Genomic DNA, 16,624 nt, shown 5'->3' on the forward strand with positions numbered 1-16,624 from the left:
CCCTTCTTTTCCCGAAATAGTCGCAAAATCAGATCCCGATGTCATACTTCTTACCGATTATGGCTATGATAAATTAGGCTCTATGGATGGCATAGCAGATCTTCCTGGCGTTTCTACTACACGAGCTTTTAAAAACAAAAAGATTTATCGAGTGGAAGAACATGATATGGTGTATCTAGGACCACGAACCGGTGAAAATGTATTAAAACTTCAAGGATTGATCCACCAAGATGAAAAAAACCAGCAGTAGATATATAGGTGTTTTTCCACTACTGAGCATTGTGCTACTTGTTATCGTACTATTTTCCATTCGGTATGGAGCCGTGTCGATTACTTTGGACGATATGTTATCGGCATTTCAAAAAATGACTTCGGGAAAAGAAGGGTTAAATCTTACCGAACGGATTTTTATGGAAATACGCTTGCCACGAGCCATCCTCTGTATTTTTGTGGGAGCAAGCCTTGCAGTTGGAGGCGCTTTGTTACAGGCACTGTTTCGAAACCCTATTGTAGAGCCAGGATTGGTTGGAACGTCTTGCGGCGCAGCTTTTGGAGCGGCATTGTATTTTGCTTTGGGAGCCACGTTCGATTTTAGTGTTGGGGAATATACCTTACCATTGGCCGCTTGTTTGGGAGCCATATGTTCTACAGCTTTGGTGTTTTTCCTGTCGCAATCCAAACAAACGGGTAAAAGCTCCGTCGTCACCTTATTGTTGGTGGGGATTGCCATTAACGCTTTATTTTTAAGTGGCGTTGGTTTTTTATCCTACATTGCTCGTGATCCACAAGCACGCTCCATTATTTTCTGGAACCTGGGAACCCTTTCCGGTGCCAATTGGCCATCGGTTATCATCGTGGGAATTTCTACCATCACCTGCCTGTTATTTTCATTACGGTACGCAAAGCACCTAAACGCTTTAATGATTGGTGAAGAAGAAGCGCAGTTTATAGGAGTCAATCTTAATAGCCTAAAATGGAAAATATTACTCATCAACGTGGTTATGGTAGCCGTTGCAACCGCTTTTGTGGGCGTAATCAGTTTTGTAGGACTTATTGTGCCGCATTTGTTACGGATATTAAAAGGTTCGGACAATCGCTTTCTTATTTTGAATAGTGCAGTCTTAGGAGGTGTATTATTATGTCTGGCCGATTTATTGTCCCGAATGCTATTACGTCCAGCCGAACTTCCTATTGGGATTGTAACCTCCGTAGTAGGCGTTCCCATTTTTATAATCCTGTTGCAAAAGAAAAATTATTTCTTCTAAAAAATGATCCAAACGCAAAACATAACATACAAAATTGGGGATAAAGTAATCCTTGACGATATTTCGGTCACTTTTAAACCTGGAAATCTAAACTTGATCATTGGCCCAAACGGAGCAGGAAAATCAACTTTGGTAAAAGTAATTTGTAATCAAATAAAAGCTAAAAACGGATCGGTGCAGTATGGAAATAAAAATTTAACCGAAATGACCGTAGCCCAATTAGCAAAAATGCGTGCGGTATTGTCCCAGAATATTGAATTGGCCTTCCCATTGCAAGTTTCTGAAGTGGTAATGATGGGGCGATACCCGCACTTTTCGGTTAAACCTACTCAAAAAGACGAAACTGCTTGTGAAGAAGCTATGCGATTTTTTGATGTTTGGGATATGGCCAACCGAGATTATATGACGTTGAGTGGTGGTGAAAAACAACGCGTCCATTTTGCTCGTGTTGTGGCGCAAATATGGTATCCGCCTGAAAATAATACAGGACGTTATTTAGTGTTAGACGAGCCGCTTACCTTTCTGGATGTGCATTACCAATTTCATTTTATGCACAAATTAACTGAATTATTGAAACAAAAAGATATTGTGATAGTAGGCGTGGTACACGACCTTAATTTAGCCGCTAAATTTGCAGATCATATTGTCTTGCTTGATCACGGAAAGTTATTGGCAGCAGGTCCTAAAGCAGAGGTTTTGACGAAGCAGCACATTAAAACGGCGTATCGTTTAGAGCCGATAATTCACAACGAAAAGGAAAGTATGTATTTGTTTTTTGAATAAAATAGTTACGTGGAAGCCAATGCAATTATTTTTGTAATTGTGTTATAATTTCGGGAGGTAGCCTTTACGTTTAGTTTCTTTTCAAAAGTATTCATATTAAATTTGGTGCGCCCGTATCCCTTAGAAGCATAAAAGTAGATACAATTATCTATTATAATAATTTCTTCGTTGGGATATTGTATTGGGCTTACTTCTTTAAGTAAGTTGTAGTTAGGTTTTTCTGAAAGAATTACAAAATAGCTTTTTGCTTTCTTTTTTTCAGAAAAAGGACAGTTTTGTAAAATTCTTTCAATTTCTGAAGGTGTTTTAACCAACACCGGAACTTCCCAACCGTATTTTTCGGTTATTGCTTTGGAAATTTTTAGTGTTAGATTTTCTTTTGTTTCCGAAGTTTCAAAAATCCAGTTACCCGTGTGTAGGTATACTTTTGGGTTTATAAGGCCTAACTCATTTAATATGGCAAGCTGTTCTACTTTCGGAAATTTCTTATGCCCACCGACGTTGATGCCTCTTAGTAAAGCTATATGTTTTTCCATATTATTTCGCGATAGATTGCGCTACTAAATATCCTCCAGTCCAAGCATTTTGAAAGTTAAAGCCGCCAGTAATGGCATCAATATTTAGTACTTCGCCTGCAAAATAGAGGGTTTTATGTTTTTTGCTTTCAAAGGTTTTAAAATCTACTTCTTTCAGTTTAACACCTCCGGCAGTGACAAACTCTTCTTTAAAGGTGCTTTTTCCATGGACATCAAAAATCCCTTCGGTAAGTTGAGATGCCAAAGCCACTATTTGTTCTTTTGAAATATCTGCCCAAGTTGTAGTTTCAGAAATATTTGAAGCTTCAACCAAACTTCTCCATAACCGCTTGGGAAGGTCAAATTGAGCGTTTTTTATAACTAACTTTTTTGCAAGCTCAATTTTAAGGTTTTTTAATTGTTCAATTATTTCAGAAGAAGAAAAGTCTAACAACCAATTAACCTGAATGTTAAAATGATATTTGGTAGGTTCAAGTAATCTAGCCCCCCAAGCTGATAATTTTAAAATAGCGGGACCGCTCATGCCCCAATGGGTAATGAGTAGCGGACCTTCGCTTTCAAGTATTGTTTTTCTGTTTTCATTTAAAACTTTTACCGAAGCTTCGGTGCTAAGACCAGGTAGATCTTTTATTCGTTTATCATCAATGTTAAACGTAAATAAAGAGGGAACAGGTGGGATTATAGTATGCTCTAACCCTTCTAACAGCTTCCAAATTTTAGGGTTACTTCCAGTTGCAATGACCAGTTTTTCTGCTGAAAATTCTTCAGAAGCGGTTTTTATTTTCCAAAATTCATCTTCCTTTTTAATGGTTTTTACAGACTGACTTTTTAAAACGTCAACCCCCAACCGTTCGGTTTCAGAAACAAAACAATCTATAATGGTTTGTGAGCTATCCGTTATTGGGAACATCCGGCCGTCTTCTTCAATTTTCAGCTCTATACCGCGTTTTGAAAACCACTCAATCGTGTCACCTGTCATAAAGCTATGAAAAGGACCTAACAGCTCTTTTTCACCTCTTGGGTAGTTCTGGGTAAGTTCTTTAGGTAAAAATTCGGCGTGGGTTACATTACAGCGCCCGCCGCCGGAAACTTTTACTTTGGTCAATACTTCCTTACCGCGTTCGAGGATGATTATTTTTAACTTCGGATTGTTTTCCGCAGCATTGATTGCAGTAAAAAAGCCGGCAGCTCCGCCGCCGGTGATTAGGATGTCACAATTAATAGGCATTCAAAGATGGTTTGGTGTTCAAACCCATAAAAGTAAGAAATAGGAAGGATACCGCTTTATAAAACCTATTTTTTAATAAACCTTTTACTTACCCGCTTTCCAGCTTCATTTTCAAAAATCACAAAATATAGACCTGCACGTAATGCTTTTGTATTTATAGTTGATAGGCTGTTTTTAAGAATGTGACTTTGTAGCTTTTTACCACTTACATCATAGATGGTTACTGTCGCTGTTTGGTTTAAGGGGTTGTTTATGTTTAGGTTTTCTTTTGTGGGGTTGGGGTAGATACTAAAACTTGTGTCATTAAAATCTGTGGTGGACAAAAACACACTGTTATATACTGCCCAATCACCTTCGCCATTTGTTATGGTAAGCTGTTGATAGTTGTCAATAGGTTCTATGGTGTAGGTAAAGGGATTGTTGATAACACTTGTTTGAGGGGTATAGAATATAGAAAAATATAGATCTCTATAGGTGTAAAGTTCCGGGCTTTCTGCGGTACACTCTCCGGTAAGTACACAGGTCTCATATTCCGATAAGTTCATGATGTTTTCTTCTGTGTCAAAGGAACAAGTGGCCCAAAAACACATAAACTCACATAGGGAACTATGCATTGAAGGGTTTTGATTGTTAAATTCTGTAATTGGTGTTTCGGCCGTGTAATAGTCTGCTAACAAATATTCTTCACCACCCACATTCACTTTCTCTAGATACCAAGTATGTTCAAAAAGGTCGGGGTCTTGAGCGTAAAGCATGCTTGATTGTGGATTTGTGACCATAGCCTGTAGATTAAAAATAAATACAAAGCCTAGTAACAATTTTAGGTTTACAAATGTTTTCATAATAGTAAGTTTTTTATTGTTTTAATAGGTTTTTGGAACCTTGTACTTCGCCGTCACAGACCAAAATAATGGAATACAACCCAGCGGCAAAACCATTGAGGTTTATGGTGTGCGAATTACCTTCTGTGTCTATAATATAATTGCTTGTATCACTGGTGTTTTGATTTACCACCATTACATAAGCAGAGCTGGCATCGGTCGCCATATAATTTACCGTAACTTGTGAAGTAGTAGGGTTGGGCGTTAAACTTTCAATCCTATATGGATTAACGACTACTTCCAGTTCATCATAGTCTTTTAAACCATCGAGATTTGATATTACTTCCAGCTTATATTGTTGGGTAAACTCTGGTGAGACCATAAAGGTATTTCCGGTATGAATTAAGTTACCCTCTACATCGTACCAGTTATAGACAGCGTCTTCATTGATTTCTGGAGCCTGTAGGGTAACACTTTCACTCCTATTTATTTCTTCATCACTACCTGCATCTGCAGAAAAGGCGGGTCGAGGTTTCTTTCTTATTTCATAGGTTTCCCCACCAATAATTTCACCGTTTGATAAATCTCTCTGTATCAAGTGATACATGTAACTTCTTTTGTTTGAAAGTTTTTTGGTCAAAAAATTAAAGGTAATATTTACAGTCCCCAACTCGTTTGGCAAAAATTGAATATTGTCAATAAGTGTTACGGTATCCGTAGCAATTACTTTTTTAGGGTTAAATGTGGTTATAAAATTTGTTCCAGTTTTATTGCCTCGTTCCCAAGCATCAAAAAGTACATTGTCCATTTCAATGCCTATTTCGGCTTCTTCAAAGAGCCTTTCCCCAAATTCATTAGGAGTATTAGTGCTATCTGCCACGAGTTCTAAACTGAAATTTTTTGATTGAGAAAAAGGATTGCTTACAGCCACGACACCTCCCCAACTATATGCATTGGGATTGGGAATTACATCAACTACTGTGGTGTTTTTCCAACCAATATTGTTATTGTTTTTCACGTTATGTGTAACTACCACTCCTGTATCTTCATCGGTCATAGGGTCGTTTGGTGTATCAATGCGTGCTAAGAGGCAAAAATGCCAAGGGTTGGGGTTCAAGTTAACATAATCTTGGGGGTTGGGGATCAACCATTCAAACTCTAAAACAGCTTCTTGCCCAGGTTCAAGAGGAGGGATGTTTAAAGTGCCTACTTCTCCACCTAAAGGGATGTTATTGCCAACCGTTTCGGAGCCGTCCCACGGATCTGGCCAGCTTAAAGCTGTATTCGCTTTGGACCAATAGAGTTTTAATTCTTCATTGCCTGAAGAAGTTATACAACTACGGTTGGTGACCCTTACATTCACATAATTGGGAATGACCGGGCTATATTCGGGGTTTTCGTGCACATCAATATAGCTTTCACCAGAGTTATGCCGTACCCAAATATCTTGACTGTTCCAAAACACTTGTTGGGTATTGTTGTCTGGTTCATAACCATAATCCACCTTAGAGTTGCGTATCATTAGGTCAAGATTGGGCTCATAATTGGGGTCTGCCATACATTTGGCAGTCAATACGGCACGGTAGGCGTTTATTCTACCAGTGCCCAATTGCCCAATATAAGGTTGGTTATAAGGGATTTGATAGATGTCGTCTGTGGTGTTTTCAATTATTTGTTTAACTTTTGATGCAGCTAAATTTGGATTATCAGAAAGTATCAATCCAGCTAAACCAGATACAAATGGAGATGCAGGGGAAGTTGCAACTTTTAAACTGTATCCTGTTGGAAATTCACTATAATTACTTGTTGGTCCTACTAAAAGTTGTCCAGGTGCAGTTACATTAATTTTGTCATTATGCACATGGCTTGAAGTATTCTGTGTGTCAGGACGAAACTCGTGTACATCTTTCCACGATCTTACCCAGAATAGATTTCCATCCGGATCTAAAATGTTATGATAATAGGTAGGAGCTACACGTTCTCCTACGGTAGTAACTCCAATTGTTTCATCGTATGCAGCTGGATATGTGTAAGTATCAGTTGATTGATTACCAGCGGACACAATAAGTAAAATGTCATTGTCAACAATTCCATTATCACCATACATAACTTCATCTAAATAAGGTATATTAAAGTGGCCTTCATATAAAGCAAAGCTGCAATTGACAATTTTCAGGTTTGGATAAGACAAATTTGGGTCAGTAGAATTTTTTAAATCAATTATTTCTGTAAGTCCATTGATTAGTTGGTGGCTTCCTCCATTAGTACCAATAAAAACAACTTTAGTTCCAGAAGCAATACTGGAGATTCCTTTTCCATTACCTGTATTTGCATTGATTAACCCAACAATTCCTGTTCCATGATGACCATTGAGATTACCTAAAGTAATATTTTCCACTACTGACCCCTGTATGTCCTCATGAGACATATCTACTTTTCCATCTACTACTCCTATGTTTATATTAGGGTCTCCTGTTGTTATAGTCCATGCGAGTGGTGCTCTAATCAAATCTAAAGCAGTATTTCTTCCTCCTGTAATAACATCATCATAGTCATTTGGTAAAATGCTAAAGTTGTTATTTTGATTAGTTAAGAGATTCTCCTCAAAATCATCTATTAAAACCAAACGATCAATTTCTGCTCTATTTGCAAGTGAAGATATAGAAAAGTTATCTTGTGTTGTAATAAGGTAAACTCTTAGAAGTCTTGGGTTTAAAGATTTTGGGAAAGCCTTTTCAAAACTATAAATAGGTTTTACATTTAAAGCAGAAGCAAGTGCAGTATTTTGCATAGAAAAGGTCAATGTTTGATCAGTATTTACTGTTGTCTGGACATTTTGTGGCACATCACCTTCTTCAAATTCAACATAATAATAATCAAGGCTTTGTGAAAAAATGTACACAAACGGGAACAATAAAACAATACTTAAAACTAGTTTTCTCATAATGGTTGGTGTTTAGAAATTAATAATGGTTTGGTTATTATTAATTCAATGCTTTATGAGGGGGGAGAAAATAAAGTATTTACGATATTATAAGTAAATTTACAAAAAAAGATTAATATTTACTGTATTTTTCTTAAAATTATGATTTTTTTGAATATAAAGTAAGAATTGTAATTGCTGCCTAAAAGAATAAGTTAAATTAATTGCTTCATTGAAAAAGGAAATTATTCAGCTTAAAAACAATAAATAAACTGTCAGCATGTATCAATTGGAATATTTTTCTTTAGCAAATTCATTACAAAGCAAAATAGTCTCTTTTACATCTTCAAGCGTGGTTCGAGGATTAATAAGACACATTCTTAAAACGGTTTGACCGTTCAATACGGTGGTGACCAATAATGCTTCGCGGGAACCCACTACTTTTTCTGAAATGTATTGGTTCAATTCATCAAGTTCTTTTTCAGAAAGTTTGTTTCCAATCGGGTTGTAGCGAAAGTTTATGACCGCTAATGTTGCAGGCGAAATAATTTCCCAATTTGAACTTTTCCGAAGTAAATCTTCTACATTTTCGGCCAATTTAATATTATAAGTAATGGCATCTCTAAAAGCTTTTAAACCGAATGTTTTAATAGACATGTAAAATTTCAGTGCTCTAAAGCGACGCGTTAATTGTACCCCATGATCATAAAAATTGATCTCACTTTCATTTCCTTCAACATCCCGAAGGTATTCTGGTGTTTCGGTAAAGGTATTTTTAAGCCATTTACTGTTTCTAACCAATAGACAACCCATTTCATAGGGTTGGAAAAACCATTTATGTGGGTCTACGGTTAAAGAATCGGCTTTTTCAATGCCTTTAAGTAGTTTTTTGCCATTTTTAGCAAGAATGGCCGCTCCGCCGTAAGCCCCATCAATATGAAACCATATTTTTTCTTTTTTACAGATTTTTGAAAGTTCAGAAAGTGGATCTACGGTTCCTGTGTTTGTAGTCCCAGCTGTAGCGACCATACAAAAAGGTTGCAAGCCTTCTAAGCGGTCTTTTGCAATGGCATTACGGAGTTTGTTTAATGATAATTTAAACTCAATATCAGTAGGGATAATGCGTATTTGCTCTTTTTTAAAGCCTAAAATTCGAATGGCTTTAATGTTAGAAGAATGTGCTTGATCTGACAAATAAATAACAGCTCTAGAAAAATCATCTCCGCATTTAATTCGTCTTGCGGTGACTATTGCCGTTAAGTTAGCCATAGAACCACCACTGGTAAAAATACCACCGCCTTTTTTTTCGGGGAAGCCGAAAATTTTCAAGAGCCAGTTTAGGGTTACAATCTCAAGTTCTGCTGCTGCTGGCGAAGCCGCCCAACCGCCAGAAAATATATTGAAACCAGTGGCCAAGGTGTCAGCCATAGCACTAATGTAATTACTAGGACCCGGAACGAAGGAAAAGGATTTTGGATGCGAAACAATGTTACTTTTTGTCATCACATTTTCCAATACAAAGTCTAATACTTTATGAGCATCTTCAGGGTTTTCTGGAGCTTTTTCAAGAAATAGACTGTCCATCTCTTTTCGAGAAGCTAAAGCCACTGGATCTTTGTCATTTTGCGTATCAAAATGATCGATTATGGCATCAACTACTTCGTAGCCATATTTTTTCATTTCGGCTTTATTCAGCTCTAATTTTGCGTTTTTATCCAGTTTCACTTTTGTTTGTTCTTTACTAGTTTTTTTAAAATTTCCCTTTTTAAGGACTTGAAGCTGCAAAATTAAGGTTTTAGCAATAGAAAGATAGCTTTAAACAAAAAAACACGCTGAAAATCAATCAGCGTGTTTTTTCAAAATAATAAAGTGAATTACTATTTAATCACTAATTTTTGTACGGTTGAAGCGCTTTCATTGCTGAAACGAGCAAAATATACGCCTGAAGGCAAATTAGTTTGTACAGTGTTTTCTCCTTCGATAAGCGATTTTTTAGAAACCAATTTTCCGTTTACGTTGTATATATTTAATTCGGTAAAAGAAAAACGGTTGTTAAAATTAATTTGATTGTTTGTTGGGTTTGGGTAAAAACTGAAGCTTTCGATTGTGTTATCTTCAATGCTTAAAACTGCACACAAGAACGGGTTGAAAATCACTTCACCTAAAGTAGAATCGTCTACAACGTGAAAAATCACATCTTCTACTTGTTGTTCGTCACTTTCTTGTCCTTCAATCCAGCAGTTATTCTTAGCTTGTAATGTGTTAGCGGTATTGTTATACAAAGCATAGATTTCGCCACCATTTCCGTTTTCGGAAAAAACGTTTTCACCTGGGTTATCTTCATCATCACCTAAGTTAATGGAAGCTTCTCCAATAACGGTTATGCCCCAAAGGTTTCGTCTAAATTCATTGCCAGAAGCGATAACCTCCATTCCCGCAGATGAGCTGTTTAACGAAATTCCGCTACCTCCAGAATTTGGTAAACCTTGAGTGTCATTGTCTTCAATGATATTATTCGTTACGTAAGCAAAGGAGTTAGTCCCGACAATGTTCATTCCGTAGCGGTTGTCAACAATAGTGTTGTCATCAATACGTGCCAAGATGTTTCCAGCTCCACCAAAAAAATTGGCAACGGCGATTCCACCTACCATGTCGAGGCTTCTATCACCAATTATTGTATTTTGGATAATTCTCAAAGTATCGCTAGAGTTTGTGATACCTAAATTAATCTGTGGTCGGTTAGAATTAGATTGGTTGTTGCCTTCTAAATAATTATTTGAAATATTTGGTGAAACACCACTATTTGCACCAGAGCTTACGGCTGGAAGTGCATTGAAAGTAATCGTGTTATTGGTAATTTGCGGGGTTCCTCTAAATAACGAAATAACACCGCCGCTAGCTGCTCCACCTTCTACATTATTGGTCAAGGTACAATTATCGATGCTGAAGTCTTCAGTCAATACTCTAAGACCACCTCCATATTCGATAGTTGTATTTTGAAGGTCAATACTTGAGAATTCTTCAAAACGGAAACCTTCATATGGATTAGCAGTATCAATTGCAGTAATTGTGGCTGCATCTGCTGTAATATTGAAAGCACCAAATACAGTGATTAATAAATCAATATCTATAGAAAGTGTTAAATCTTGGTCAATTAAAAAAGTATCATTTTCAGAGATTTCAAGATTTTCCAAAAGGGTGTAATCTGTTCCAGAAACGGTAACCGTACTGGGGCTTAGCGTGGCAATATCATCCAATGTGTATGTTCCCCCATCATTAGGCGTTGTATAAGTAACTTGCGCCAAAATTGAGCCAACTGTAAAAAGGGTAAGTAAAATTGTAATTGTAATTTTTTTCATAATAATTAAGGAGTTATTTATTTTTCTCAAAAATACATATAAGCGTTCAATGAAAAAATTACTTTGTACTCAAACCCTATAAATTCACCTAATTTTTTAGAGAAACAGATTTTTAAAATGCTACTTTTATAGTATGATTCTATATGTGGTAATTATTATTTTTATTATAAGTCCTTTTTTTCCAGCTACTGAAAATCCACATTGGTTTTTTAGAACTCCCGATTTTATTCGTTTGCAATCCCTGACAATACAGGTTGTACTTCTTGCTTTGTTTTTAATTTTTGAAAATTCTTTTACGCTTTTCAGTTGGATTTTGCTTGCTGCACTCCTTGGATCCATTATTTATCAAGTAGTGAAAGTATTTCCATATAGCCCTTTATACCCAAGAAATAAACCTGATTTTGCTAGTGACGGCTGTGTTTCTATACTTGCAGGTAATGTATTGCAAGATAATACTCAATATGATTTACTTAAAACCGAAATAAAACAGTACAACCCCGACTTGGTGCTTACTATGGAAAGTGATATAAAGTGGGAGGAAGGTCTTTCTGAAATAGAAAAGGTATATCCGTATACAGTTAAAATACCATTGGACAATTATTACGGAATGCATCTATACTCCAAAACTGATTTGATAAATGTTGAAATAAATTATCATGTGGAAGAAGGGGTGCCCTCTATATTTTTTGAATATCCACTTTCTGAAAACCAAACTATTTTCTTTGCTTGTTTGCATCCAGCACCACCAAGCCCTACTGAAAATGAAACGTCAAAAGAGCGGGATGCGGAGTTGATGATTGTAGGCAAAAAACTGCGTAAACTGGATAAACCAGTCGTAGTTTGTGGAGATATGAACGATGTAGTTTGGAGCCGAACTACTCGGTTGTTTAAAAAAATGACTGCAATGATTGATCCGCGTATTGGTCGAGGTTTTTTTCCAACTTATCATGCAGATTACTGGCTTATGCGGTTTCCCTTAGATCATTTGTTTCATACCAAAGATCTGTTTGTAAAAACCATGGTGCGAACCAAGAACTTCGGAAGCGACCATTTTGCAATGTATTATGAAATACATCATAAAAAAAGAAGAAAAACCGAAACAAAAGGTGAATTGAATGGTGATGAAAAAAAAGAAGTAGAAGAAAAAATTGAGGAGGGTAAATAGTCAAATTACAAAAAGAATTAGATTATAAGTCTAACTTCACCTATTTCTTAACTTATATGGGGGTCTTTGCTAGGAGCGTCAATAAGCATATAATTTCTAGGAAACTTTTTAGGGTGTGGTAAACTGTAAAATGATCATTAAACTTTAAAAAATTAAAACCCTTATAGAAAAACCATAAGGGTTTTTAAAACCACTTTTTTAACTCCCCAGTTTTATGGAAAGTGGTGAAAACCATTTATTTTTCAAACGTACTGGGAAATTTTAGATAAATTTTACGGGTTTCCTCAATATGGAATGTTTTCTGCTTTTTTAAATATATATACTATAATAGTAGGTTTAAATCCTTTATTAACGTGAAAACCAAAAGTAATCGCGTTTCCATTTTTTTAAGGGTTTTCCGTATTCTGAAGTAATTTTCTGTGGGGCTCTCAGATTGTGAAGTTACTTTATAATAACAGTGAGTGCTATCCATAGATTTTTAAACATAGCGTGACCGAGAAAAAATAAGAAACTAAATGGGGTAAATAAAAAAAAGCTAACTCGTTAAAGTTAGCTTTTTTGTTGGCTTGCATTGAGCTTGCCTTAATGTGCGGGCGGAGAGACTCGAACTCTCACACCTTGCGGCACTAGATCCTAAGTCTAGCGTGTCTACCAATTCCACCACGCCCGCATTTCAATATTTCACCTTTTTGTTTCAAAAGGAGTGCAAATATACATAAAGTTCATAATTGGCAAACAAATTTTTCAGATAAAATTTTGTTTTTGGTACCTTTAGCTTTTCAGTTAAAAAAATTACTATGAAAAGTGCAAAACCATATATTGAAGAACACAAAGAACGTTTTATAGACGAATTAATCGAACTGCTTAAAATACCAAGTATTAGTGCAGATTCAGCTTATAAAGACGATGTGTTCAATACCGCAGAAGCAGTAAAAGACAGCCTTAAAAAAGCAGGGTGTGATACCGTTGAAATTTGTGAAACTCCAGGGTATCCCATTGTTTTTGGTGAAAAAATAATTGATAAAAAACTTCCTACTGTTTTAGTATACGGTCATTACGACGTGCAACCACCAGACCCGATGGATTTATGGAACAGTCCGCCGTTTGATCCTGTAATTCAGAAAACTGACATTCATCCTGACGGAGCTATCTTTGCTCGCGGTGCTTGTGACGATAAAGGACAAATGTATATGCACGTGAAGGCGTTGGAATATATGACCGAAACCAATCAACTTCCATGCAATGTAAAATTTATGATTGAAGGCGAAGAAGAAGTTGGTAGTGCTAGCTTGGAGTGGTTTATTACTCGAAATAGAGAAAAATTAGCGAACGATGTTATCTTAATTAGCGACACCGGAATGATAGCACCCGATACCCCATCAATTACAACAGGATTGCGAGGTCTTAGTTATGTTGAGGTTGAAGTTACAGGGCCTAACCGTGATTTACACAGTGGGTTGTACGGTGGAGCGGTAGCAAACCCAATTAATATTTTAGCGAAAATGATTGCCTCGCTTCAAGATGAAAATAACCATATCACCATTCCTGGTTTTTATGATGATGTAGAAGATCTTTCAGCAGAAGAACGCGCTAAAATGGGAGAAGCGCCTTTCAATAAAGAAGCGTATAAAAAAGCTATTGGTATTGGTGATGTTTACGGTGAAGCTGGATATACAACTAACGAACGAAATTCAATACGGCCAACTCTAGATGTCAATGGTATTTGGGGAGGGTACACTGGTGAAGGTGCCAAAACAGTAATTGCAAGTAAAGCGTACGCTAAAATTAGTATGCGATTGGTACCTAATCAAGATTGGAAGAAAATAAGTCAATTATTTAAAGATCATTTTGAAAGTATTGCCCCAAAAGCCGTGACAGTAGAGGTGAAGCCACATCACGGTGGACAAGCTTACGTAACACCAATTGATAATACTGGATATCAAGCGGCATCAAAAGCGTATGAAGAAACATTTGGCAAGACACCAATCCCACAGCGAAGTGGCGGAAGTATCCCGATTGTCGCGTTGTTTGAAAAGGAATTGCAAAGCAAAACCATTTTAATGGGCTTTGGTCTAGACACCGATGCTATTCATTCCCCTAACGAGCATTTTGGGATATGGAATTACCTAAAAGGAATTGAAACGATTCCGCAGTTTTATCGTTATTTTACTGAAATGAGTAAATAAAAAATTAATTATATAAACACTAAAATTGCCTTCAAGTATATTATTTGAAGGCAATTTTTAGTTTAGAGTCACTTCATATTCATTTAATAAATCTAATAATACTGTTTCGGTAGTAGAGAGAAATTTAGGGGTATTTTTAATGGAGTCTAACTTTTTAAAATATGAAGCGATAGAACTGTCTTCATATTTATCAATTAATATTGGGTGAACATAATATTGTTTGCAAACGGCTCGCGTGTTTCCTAATCCTTCTGCAGCCGCATCAAAGGCTGTAAGTATGTTTTTTTTGTTTTGTTTTTCCTCTTCTTCAATTCCTAGATTGTGTAATGTTTCAAAAGCTATTTTACTGGCTGCCCATGTCCTGAAATCTTTAGCTGAAAAAATATCTCCTGTAATATCGTGTATATAGTTATTAACCATCCCGCTATCTATGCTATGATGCTCTCCGTTTTCATCATAATACTGAAATAATTCCCAACCGGGTATTTCTTCGCATTGCAAAACCAGCTTTTGAATACGTTTATCTCTTATGGGAATACGGTGTTCTTTTCCTTTTTTTCCTATAAATTCAAAAAGAAGTTTGTTTTCAAAAACATCTAAATGTTTCGTTCGCATAGTCGAGAGACCGTACGATTTGTTTTCTTTTGCATAGTAAGAATTACCTATTCTAATATGAGTTTCTTCCATTAAGTGAAGCACTACAGCTAGGCATTTCTGTTTATCCATTTTAGGGCGTTTTAAGTCTTTTTCAATTTGCGTCCTTATCTTCGGGAGTGTCTTTCCGAACTCAGCCATTTTAAAAAACTTTGTTTTATTTCGAATTTGTGACCAATGTGGATGATACCGGTACTGTTTACGGTTTTTTTCATCGCGACCTACCACTTGTAGGTGGCCATTTTTAAGAGGGGTTATATAAACTTCATTCCAGGCAGGAGGAATTACTAAACTTTTAAATCGTTTAATGTCCGACTTACTTTTAATCTTTTTTCCGTTTTCGGTGTAATAAAAACCACGTCCGTGGCGGTGTCTTTGTATGGTGAGTTTTTTTTCGGTAATATATACTAGGTTGGCCAACTCTGCGGCTTGAGTAGGATCTTCTAGTACTTTTTTTACATCAGGTTGTTTTATTACCATGCTATAAAAATAGCAGGAAATTTCTATAAATTATCATAACGAAAGTACAAACCCTTCATAAATTGTTGAGGTGTAAAAGATTAAATGAGGTTTATGTTTTCTTTACAAAATCAGTAATAATTACAATTTGTTGTCCGTCTACTTTCCCTTCAATATACTTCTCATTTTCATGATCCAATGAAATTCGCCTAACAGCAGTACCTTGTTTGGCAACCATACTGCTACCTTTTACTTTTAGATCTTTAATTAAAACTACGGAATCACCTGCTTCTAAAATATTACCATTACTATCTCGATGAACAATAGCATTGCTTTTATCAACACCGTCGCCAGAAGCCTTTGCCCATTCGCGGGTTTCGTCTTCCATATACATCATATCCAGCAAATCTTGTGGCCAACCTTCACTCTTCAATCGTTGCAACATTCGCCATGCCATTACTTGAACTACAGGAACAGTGCTCCACATGCTATCGTTTAAACAGCGCCAATGGTTGGGATCGCGTTTGGTTTCATCTTCAATTTGTTCTTTGCAAGTTTCACAAATAAGGATACTGGCTTCCAAACCTTCTTTTGGAGAATCAGGAACCGTAAAAATAGATAGGTTTTCTTCAGAAGTACATAATTCACATTTATTTTCGGCTCTTTTTTCTAAATCACGTTCCAAACTCATAACTATTTCCCGAGAAGACGGGAGTCTCATTTATTCCTTTTAAGGAGTTATTATTTACTTTGATGACAAAGATAACGCAATTCTTTCCCTACTGAAATTTAAATTTTTCAGAAAAAATGACGTTCTATGTTTGTAGAATTAAAATATTATTCTACATTTGTAGAGTTAATTCTAATTTTGTAGAAATATGTCACTATCTAATTCCGAAGAATTATTGATGCAACTCCTCTGGAAACAGAAGAAAGCATTTATGAAAGATTTAATTGAAGCTTATCCAGAGCCTAAGCCGGCACCAACGACGGTGGCTACACTTTTAAAACGTATGCAGGATAAAAACTTTGTGGATTACAAACAATTAGGCCGTTCTAGAGAGTATTTTCCGTTGGTAAAAAAGAAAGACTATTTCTCCAAGCAAATGAATGGCATGATTAAAGACTTCTTTAACGATAGTGCCTCGCAATTTGCTTCCTTTTTTACGCAAGAAACTAACTTGAGTAAAGAAGAATTGGAAGATTTAAAGAAACTGATTGACGAACAACTTAAAGAAAAATAAT

13 protein-coding genes, 1 tRNA gene and 1 pseudogene are annotated in these 16,624 nt (G+C 36.2%); 6 read left to right on the forward strand and 9 right to left on the reverse strand.

From position 1 onward, the window contains the following. The 3 genes and pseudogenes from AACZ92_RS08270 to AACZ92_RS08280 all read left to right on the forward strand — a co-directional run. Nucleotides 1–250 (forward strand): annotated as a pseudogene (locus AACZ92_RS08270) (ABC transporter substrate-binding protein); the annotation flags it as partial. After that, on the forward strand, nt 231–1,265 hold the full coding sequence (locus AACZ92_RS08275; RefSeq protein WP_339699621.1) for an iron ABC transporter permease: 1,035 nt from the start codon (nt 231–233) through the stop codon (nt 1,263–1,265). The pseudogene AACZ92_RS08270 and the gene AACZ92_RS08275, both read left to right, overlap by 20 nt. Nucleotides 1,266–1,268: 3 nt before the next feature. Beyond that, nucleotides 1,269–2,048, forward strand: coding sequence for a heme ABC transporter ATP-binding protein (locus AACZ92_RS08280; protein WP_339699624.1), 780 nt, complete (start codon nt 1,269–1,271; stop codon nt 2,046–2,048). A 5-nt stretch (nt 2,049–2,053) separates the two neighbouring features. Here AACZ92_RS08280 and AACZ92_RS08285 read toward each other — a convergent pair whose 3' ends face one another. The 6 genes from AACZ92_RS08285 to AACZ92_RS08310 all read right to left on the reverse strand — a co-directional run bounded on the left by AACZ92_RS08285 (nt 2,054) and on the right by AACZ92_RS08310 (nt 10,915). Next, nucleotides 2,054–2,584, reverse strand: coding sequence for a DUF1697 domain-containing protein (locus AACZ92_RS08285; RefSeq protein WP_339699627.1), 531 nt, complete (start codon nt 2,582–2,584; stop codon nt 2,054–2,056). Nucleotide 2,585: 1 nt separating this feature from the next. Continuing rightward, nucleotides 2,586–3,812 (reverse strand): NAD(P)/FAD-dependent oxidoreductase, encoded by a 1,227-nt coding sequence (locus AACZ92_RS08290; protein ID WP_339699630.1) that lies wholly within the window; start codon nt 3,810–3,812, stop codon nt 2,586–2,588. A gap of 65 nt (nt 3,813–3,877) precedes the next feature. Then, nucleotides 3,878–4,654 (reverse strand): T9SS type A sorting domain-containing protein, encoded by a 777-nt coding sequence (locus tag AACZ92_RS08295; RefSeq protein ID WP_339699633.1) that lies wholly within the window; start codon nt 4,652–4,654, stop codon nt 3,878–3,880. Between the two features lie 13 nt (nt 4,655–4,667). After that, a complete protein-coding gene (locus AACZ92_RS08300) occupies nt 4,668–7,577 on the reverse strand; it encodes a S8 family serine peptidase (protein ID WP_339699636.1) in 2,910 nt (969 codons plus the stop codon). Between the two features lie 264 nt (nt 7,578–7,841). Further along, nucleotides 7,842–9,275: an aminotransferase class V-fold PLP-dependent enzyme gene (locus AACZ92_RS08305; RefSeq protein WP_339699732.1), complete on the reverse strand. Its 1,434-nt coding sequence runs from the start codon at nt 9,273–9,275 to the stop codon at nt 7,842–7,844. Between the two features lie 158 nt (nt 9,276–9,433). Continuing rightward, on the reverse strand, nt 9,434–10,915 hold the full coding sequence (locus AACZ92_RS08310) for a T9SS type A sorting domain-containing protein (protein WP_339699639.1): 1,482 nt from the start codon (nt 10,913–10,915) through the stop codon (nt 9,434–9,436). A 133-nt stretch (nt 10,916–11,048) separates the two neighbouring features. Between AACZ92_RS08310 and AACZ92_RS08315 the strand changes: the two genes are divergently transcribed. Then, nucleotides 11,049–12,080 (forward strand): endonuclease/exonuclease/phosphatase family protein, encoded by a 1,032-nt coding sequence (locus AACZ92_RS08315; RefSeq protein WP_339699642.1) that lies wholly within the window; start codon nt 11,049–11,051, stop codon nt 12,078–12,080. A 588-nt stretch (nt 12,081–12,668) separates the two neighbouring features. Here the strand turns inward: AACZ92_RS08315 and AACZ92_RS08320 are convergent. Then, nucleotides 12,669–12,750: transfer RNA gene (locus tag AACZ92_RS08320), tRNA-Leu, on the reverse strand. A 127-nt stretch (nt 12,751–12,877) separates the two neighbouring features. Between AACZ92_RS08320 and AACZ92_RS08325 the strand changes: the two genes are divergently transcribed. Next, nucleotides 12,878–14,266 carry a dipeptidase gene (locus AACZ92_RS08325; protein ID WP_339699645.1) on the forward strand — a complete coding sequence of 463 codons (1,389 nt, stop codon included), beginning with the start codon at nt 12,878–12,880 and terminating at the stop codon, nt 14,264–14,266. Between the two features lie 57 nt (nt 14,267–14,323). On the opposite strand, the gene AACZ92_RS08330 is transcribed toward AACZ92_RS08325, so the two are convergent. After that, nucleotides 14,324–15,400 carry a DNA topoisomerase IB gene (locus AACZ92_RS08330; RefSeq protein ID WP_339699648.1) on the reverse strand — a complete coding sequence of 359 codons (1,077 nt, stop codon included), beginning with the start codon at nt 15,398–15,400 and terminating at the stop codon, nt 14,324–14,326. Between the two features lie 91 nt (nt 15,401–15,491). Then, nucleotides 15,492–16,070 (reverse strand): PhnA domain-containing protein, encoded by a 579-nt coding sequence (locus AACZ92_RS08335; RefSeq protein WP_339699735.1) that lies wholly within the window; start codon nt 16,068–16,070, stop codon nt 15,492–15,494. A gap of 187 nt (nt 16,071–16,257) precedes the next feature. Here AACZ92_RS08335 and AACZ92_RS08340 point away from each other — a divergent pair, with 187 nt between their 5' ends. After that, nucleotides 16,258–16,623: a BlaI/MecI/CopY family transcriptional regulator gene (locus AACZ92_RS08340; RefSeq protein ID WP_339699651.1), complete on the forward strand. Its 366-nt coding sequence runs from the start codon at nt 16,258–16,260 to the stop codon at nt 16,621–16,623. Nucleotide 16,624: the final 1 nt, after the last annotated feature.

It is taken from the genome of uncultured Marixanthomonas sp. (genome assembly GCF_963974425.1).
Lineage (GTDB): Bacteria > Bacteroidota > Bacteroidia > Flavobacteriales > Flavobacteriaceae > Marixanthomonas.

Bases quoted from the DNA above. Each gene is read 5' to 3' on its own strand.
- AACZ92_RS08275 (WP_339699621.1), top strand. From the start codon at position 231: ATGAAAAAAACCAGCAGTAGATATATAGGTGTTTTTCCACTACTGAGC.
- AACZ92_RS08280 (WP_339699624.1), top strand. From the start codon at position 1,269: ATGATCCAAACGCAAAACATAACATACAAAATTGGGGATAAAGTAATC.
- AACZ92_RS08285 (WP_339699627.1), bottom strand. From the start codon at position 2,584: ATGGAAAAACATATAGCTTTACTAAGAGGCATCAACGTCGGTGGGCAT.
- AACZ92_RS08290 (WP_339699630.1), bottom strand. From the start codon at position 3,812: ATGCCTATTAATTGTGACATCCTAATCACCGGCGGCGGAGCTGCCGGC.
- AACZ92_RS08295 (WP_339699633.1), bottom strand. From the start codon at position 4,654: ATGAAAACATTTGTAAACCTAAAATTGTTACTAGGCTTTGTATTTATT.
- AACZ92_RS08300 (WP_339699636.1), bottom strand. From the start codon at position 7,577: ATGAGAAAACTAGTTTTAAGTATTGTTTTATTGTTCCCGTTTGTGTAC.
- AACZ92_RS08310 (WP_339699639.1), bottom strand. From the start codon at position 10,915: ATGAAAAAAATTACAATTACAATTTTACTTACCCTTTTTACAGTTGGC.
- AACZ92_RS08315 (WP_339699642.1), top strand. From the start codon at position 11,049: ATGATTCTATATGTGGTAATTATTATTTTTATTATAAGTCCTTTTTTT.
- AACZ92_RS08325 (WP_339699645.1), top strand. From the start codon at position 12,878: ATGAAAAGTGCAAAACCATATATTGAAGAACACAAAGAACGTTTTATA.
- AACZ92_RS08330 (WP_339699648.1), bottom strand. From the start codon at position 15,400: ATGGTAATAAAACAACCTGATGTAAAAAAAGTACTAGAAGATCCTACT.
- AACZ92_RS08335 (WP_339699735.1), bottom strand. From the start codon at position 16,070: ATGAGTTTGGAACGTGATTTAGAAAAAAGAGCCGAAAATAAATGTGAA.
- AACZ92_RS08340 (WP_339699651.1), top strand. From the start codon at position 16,258: ATGTCACTATCTAATTCCGAAGAATTATTGATGCAACTCCTCTGGAAA.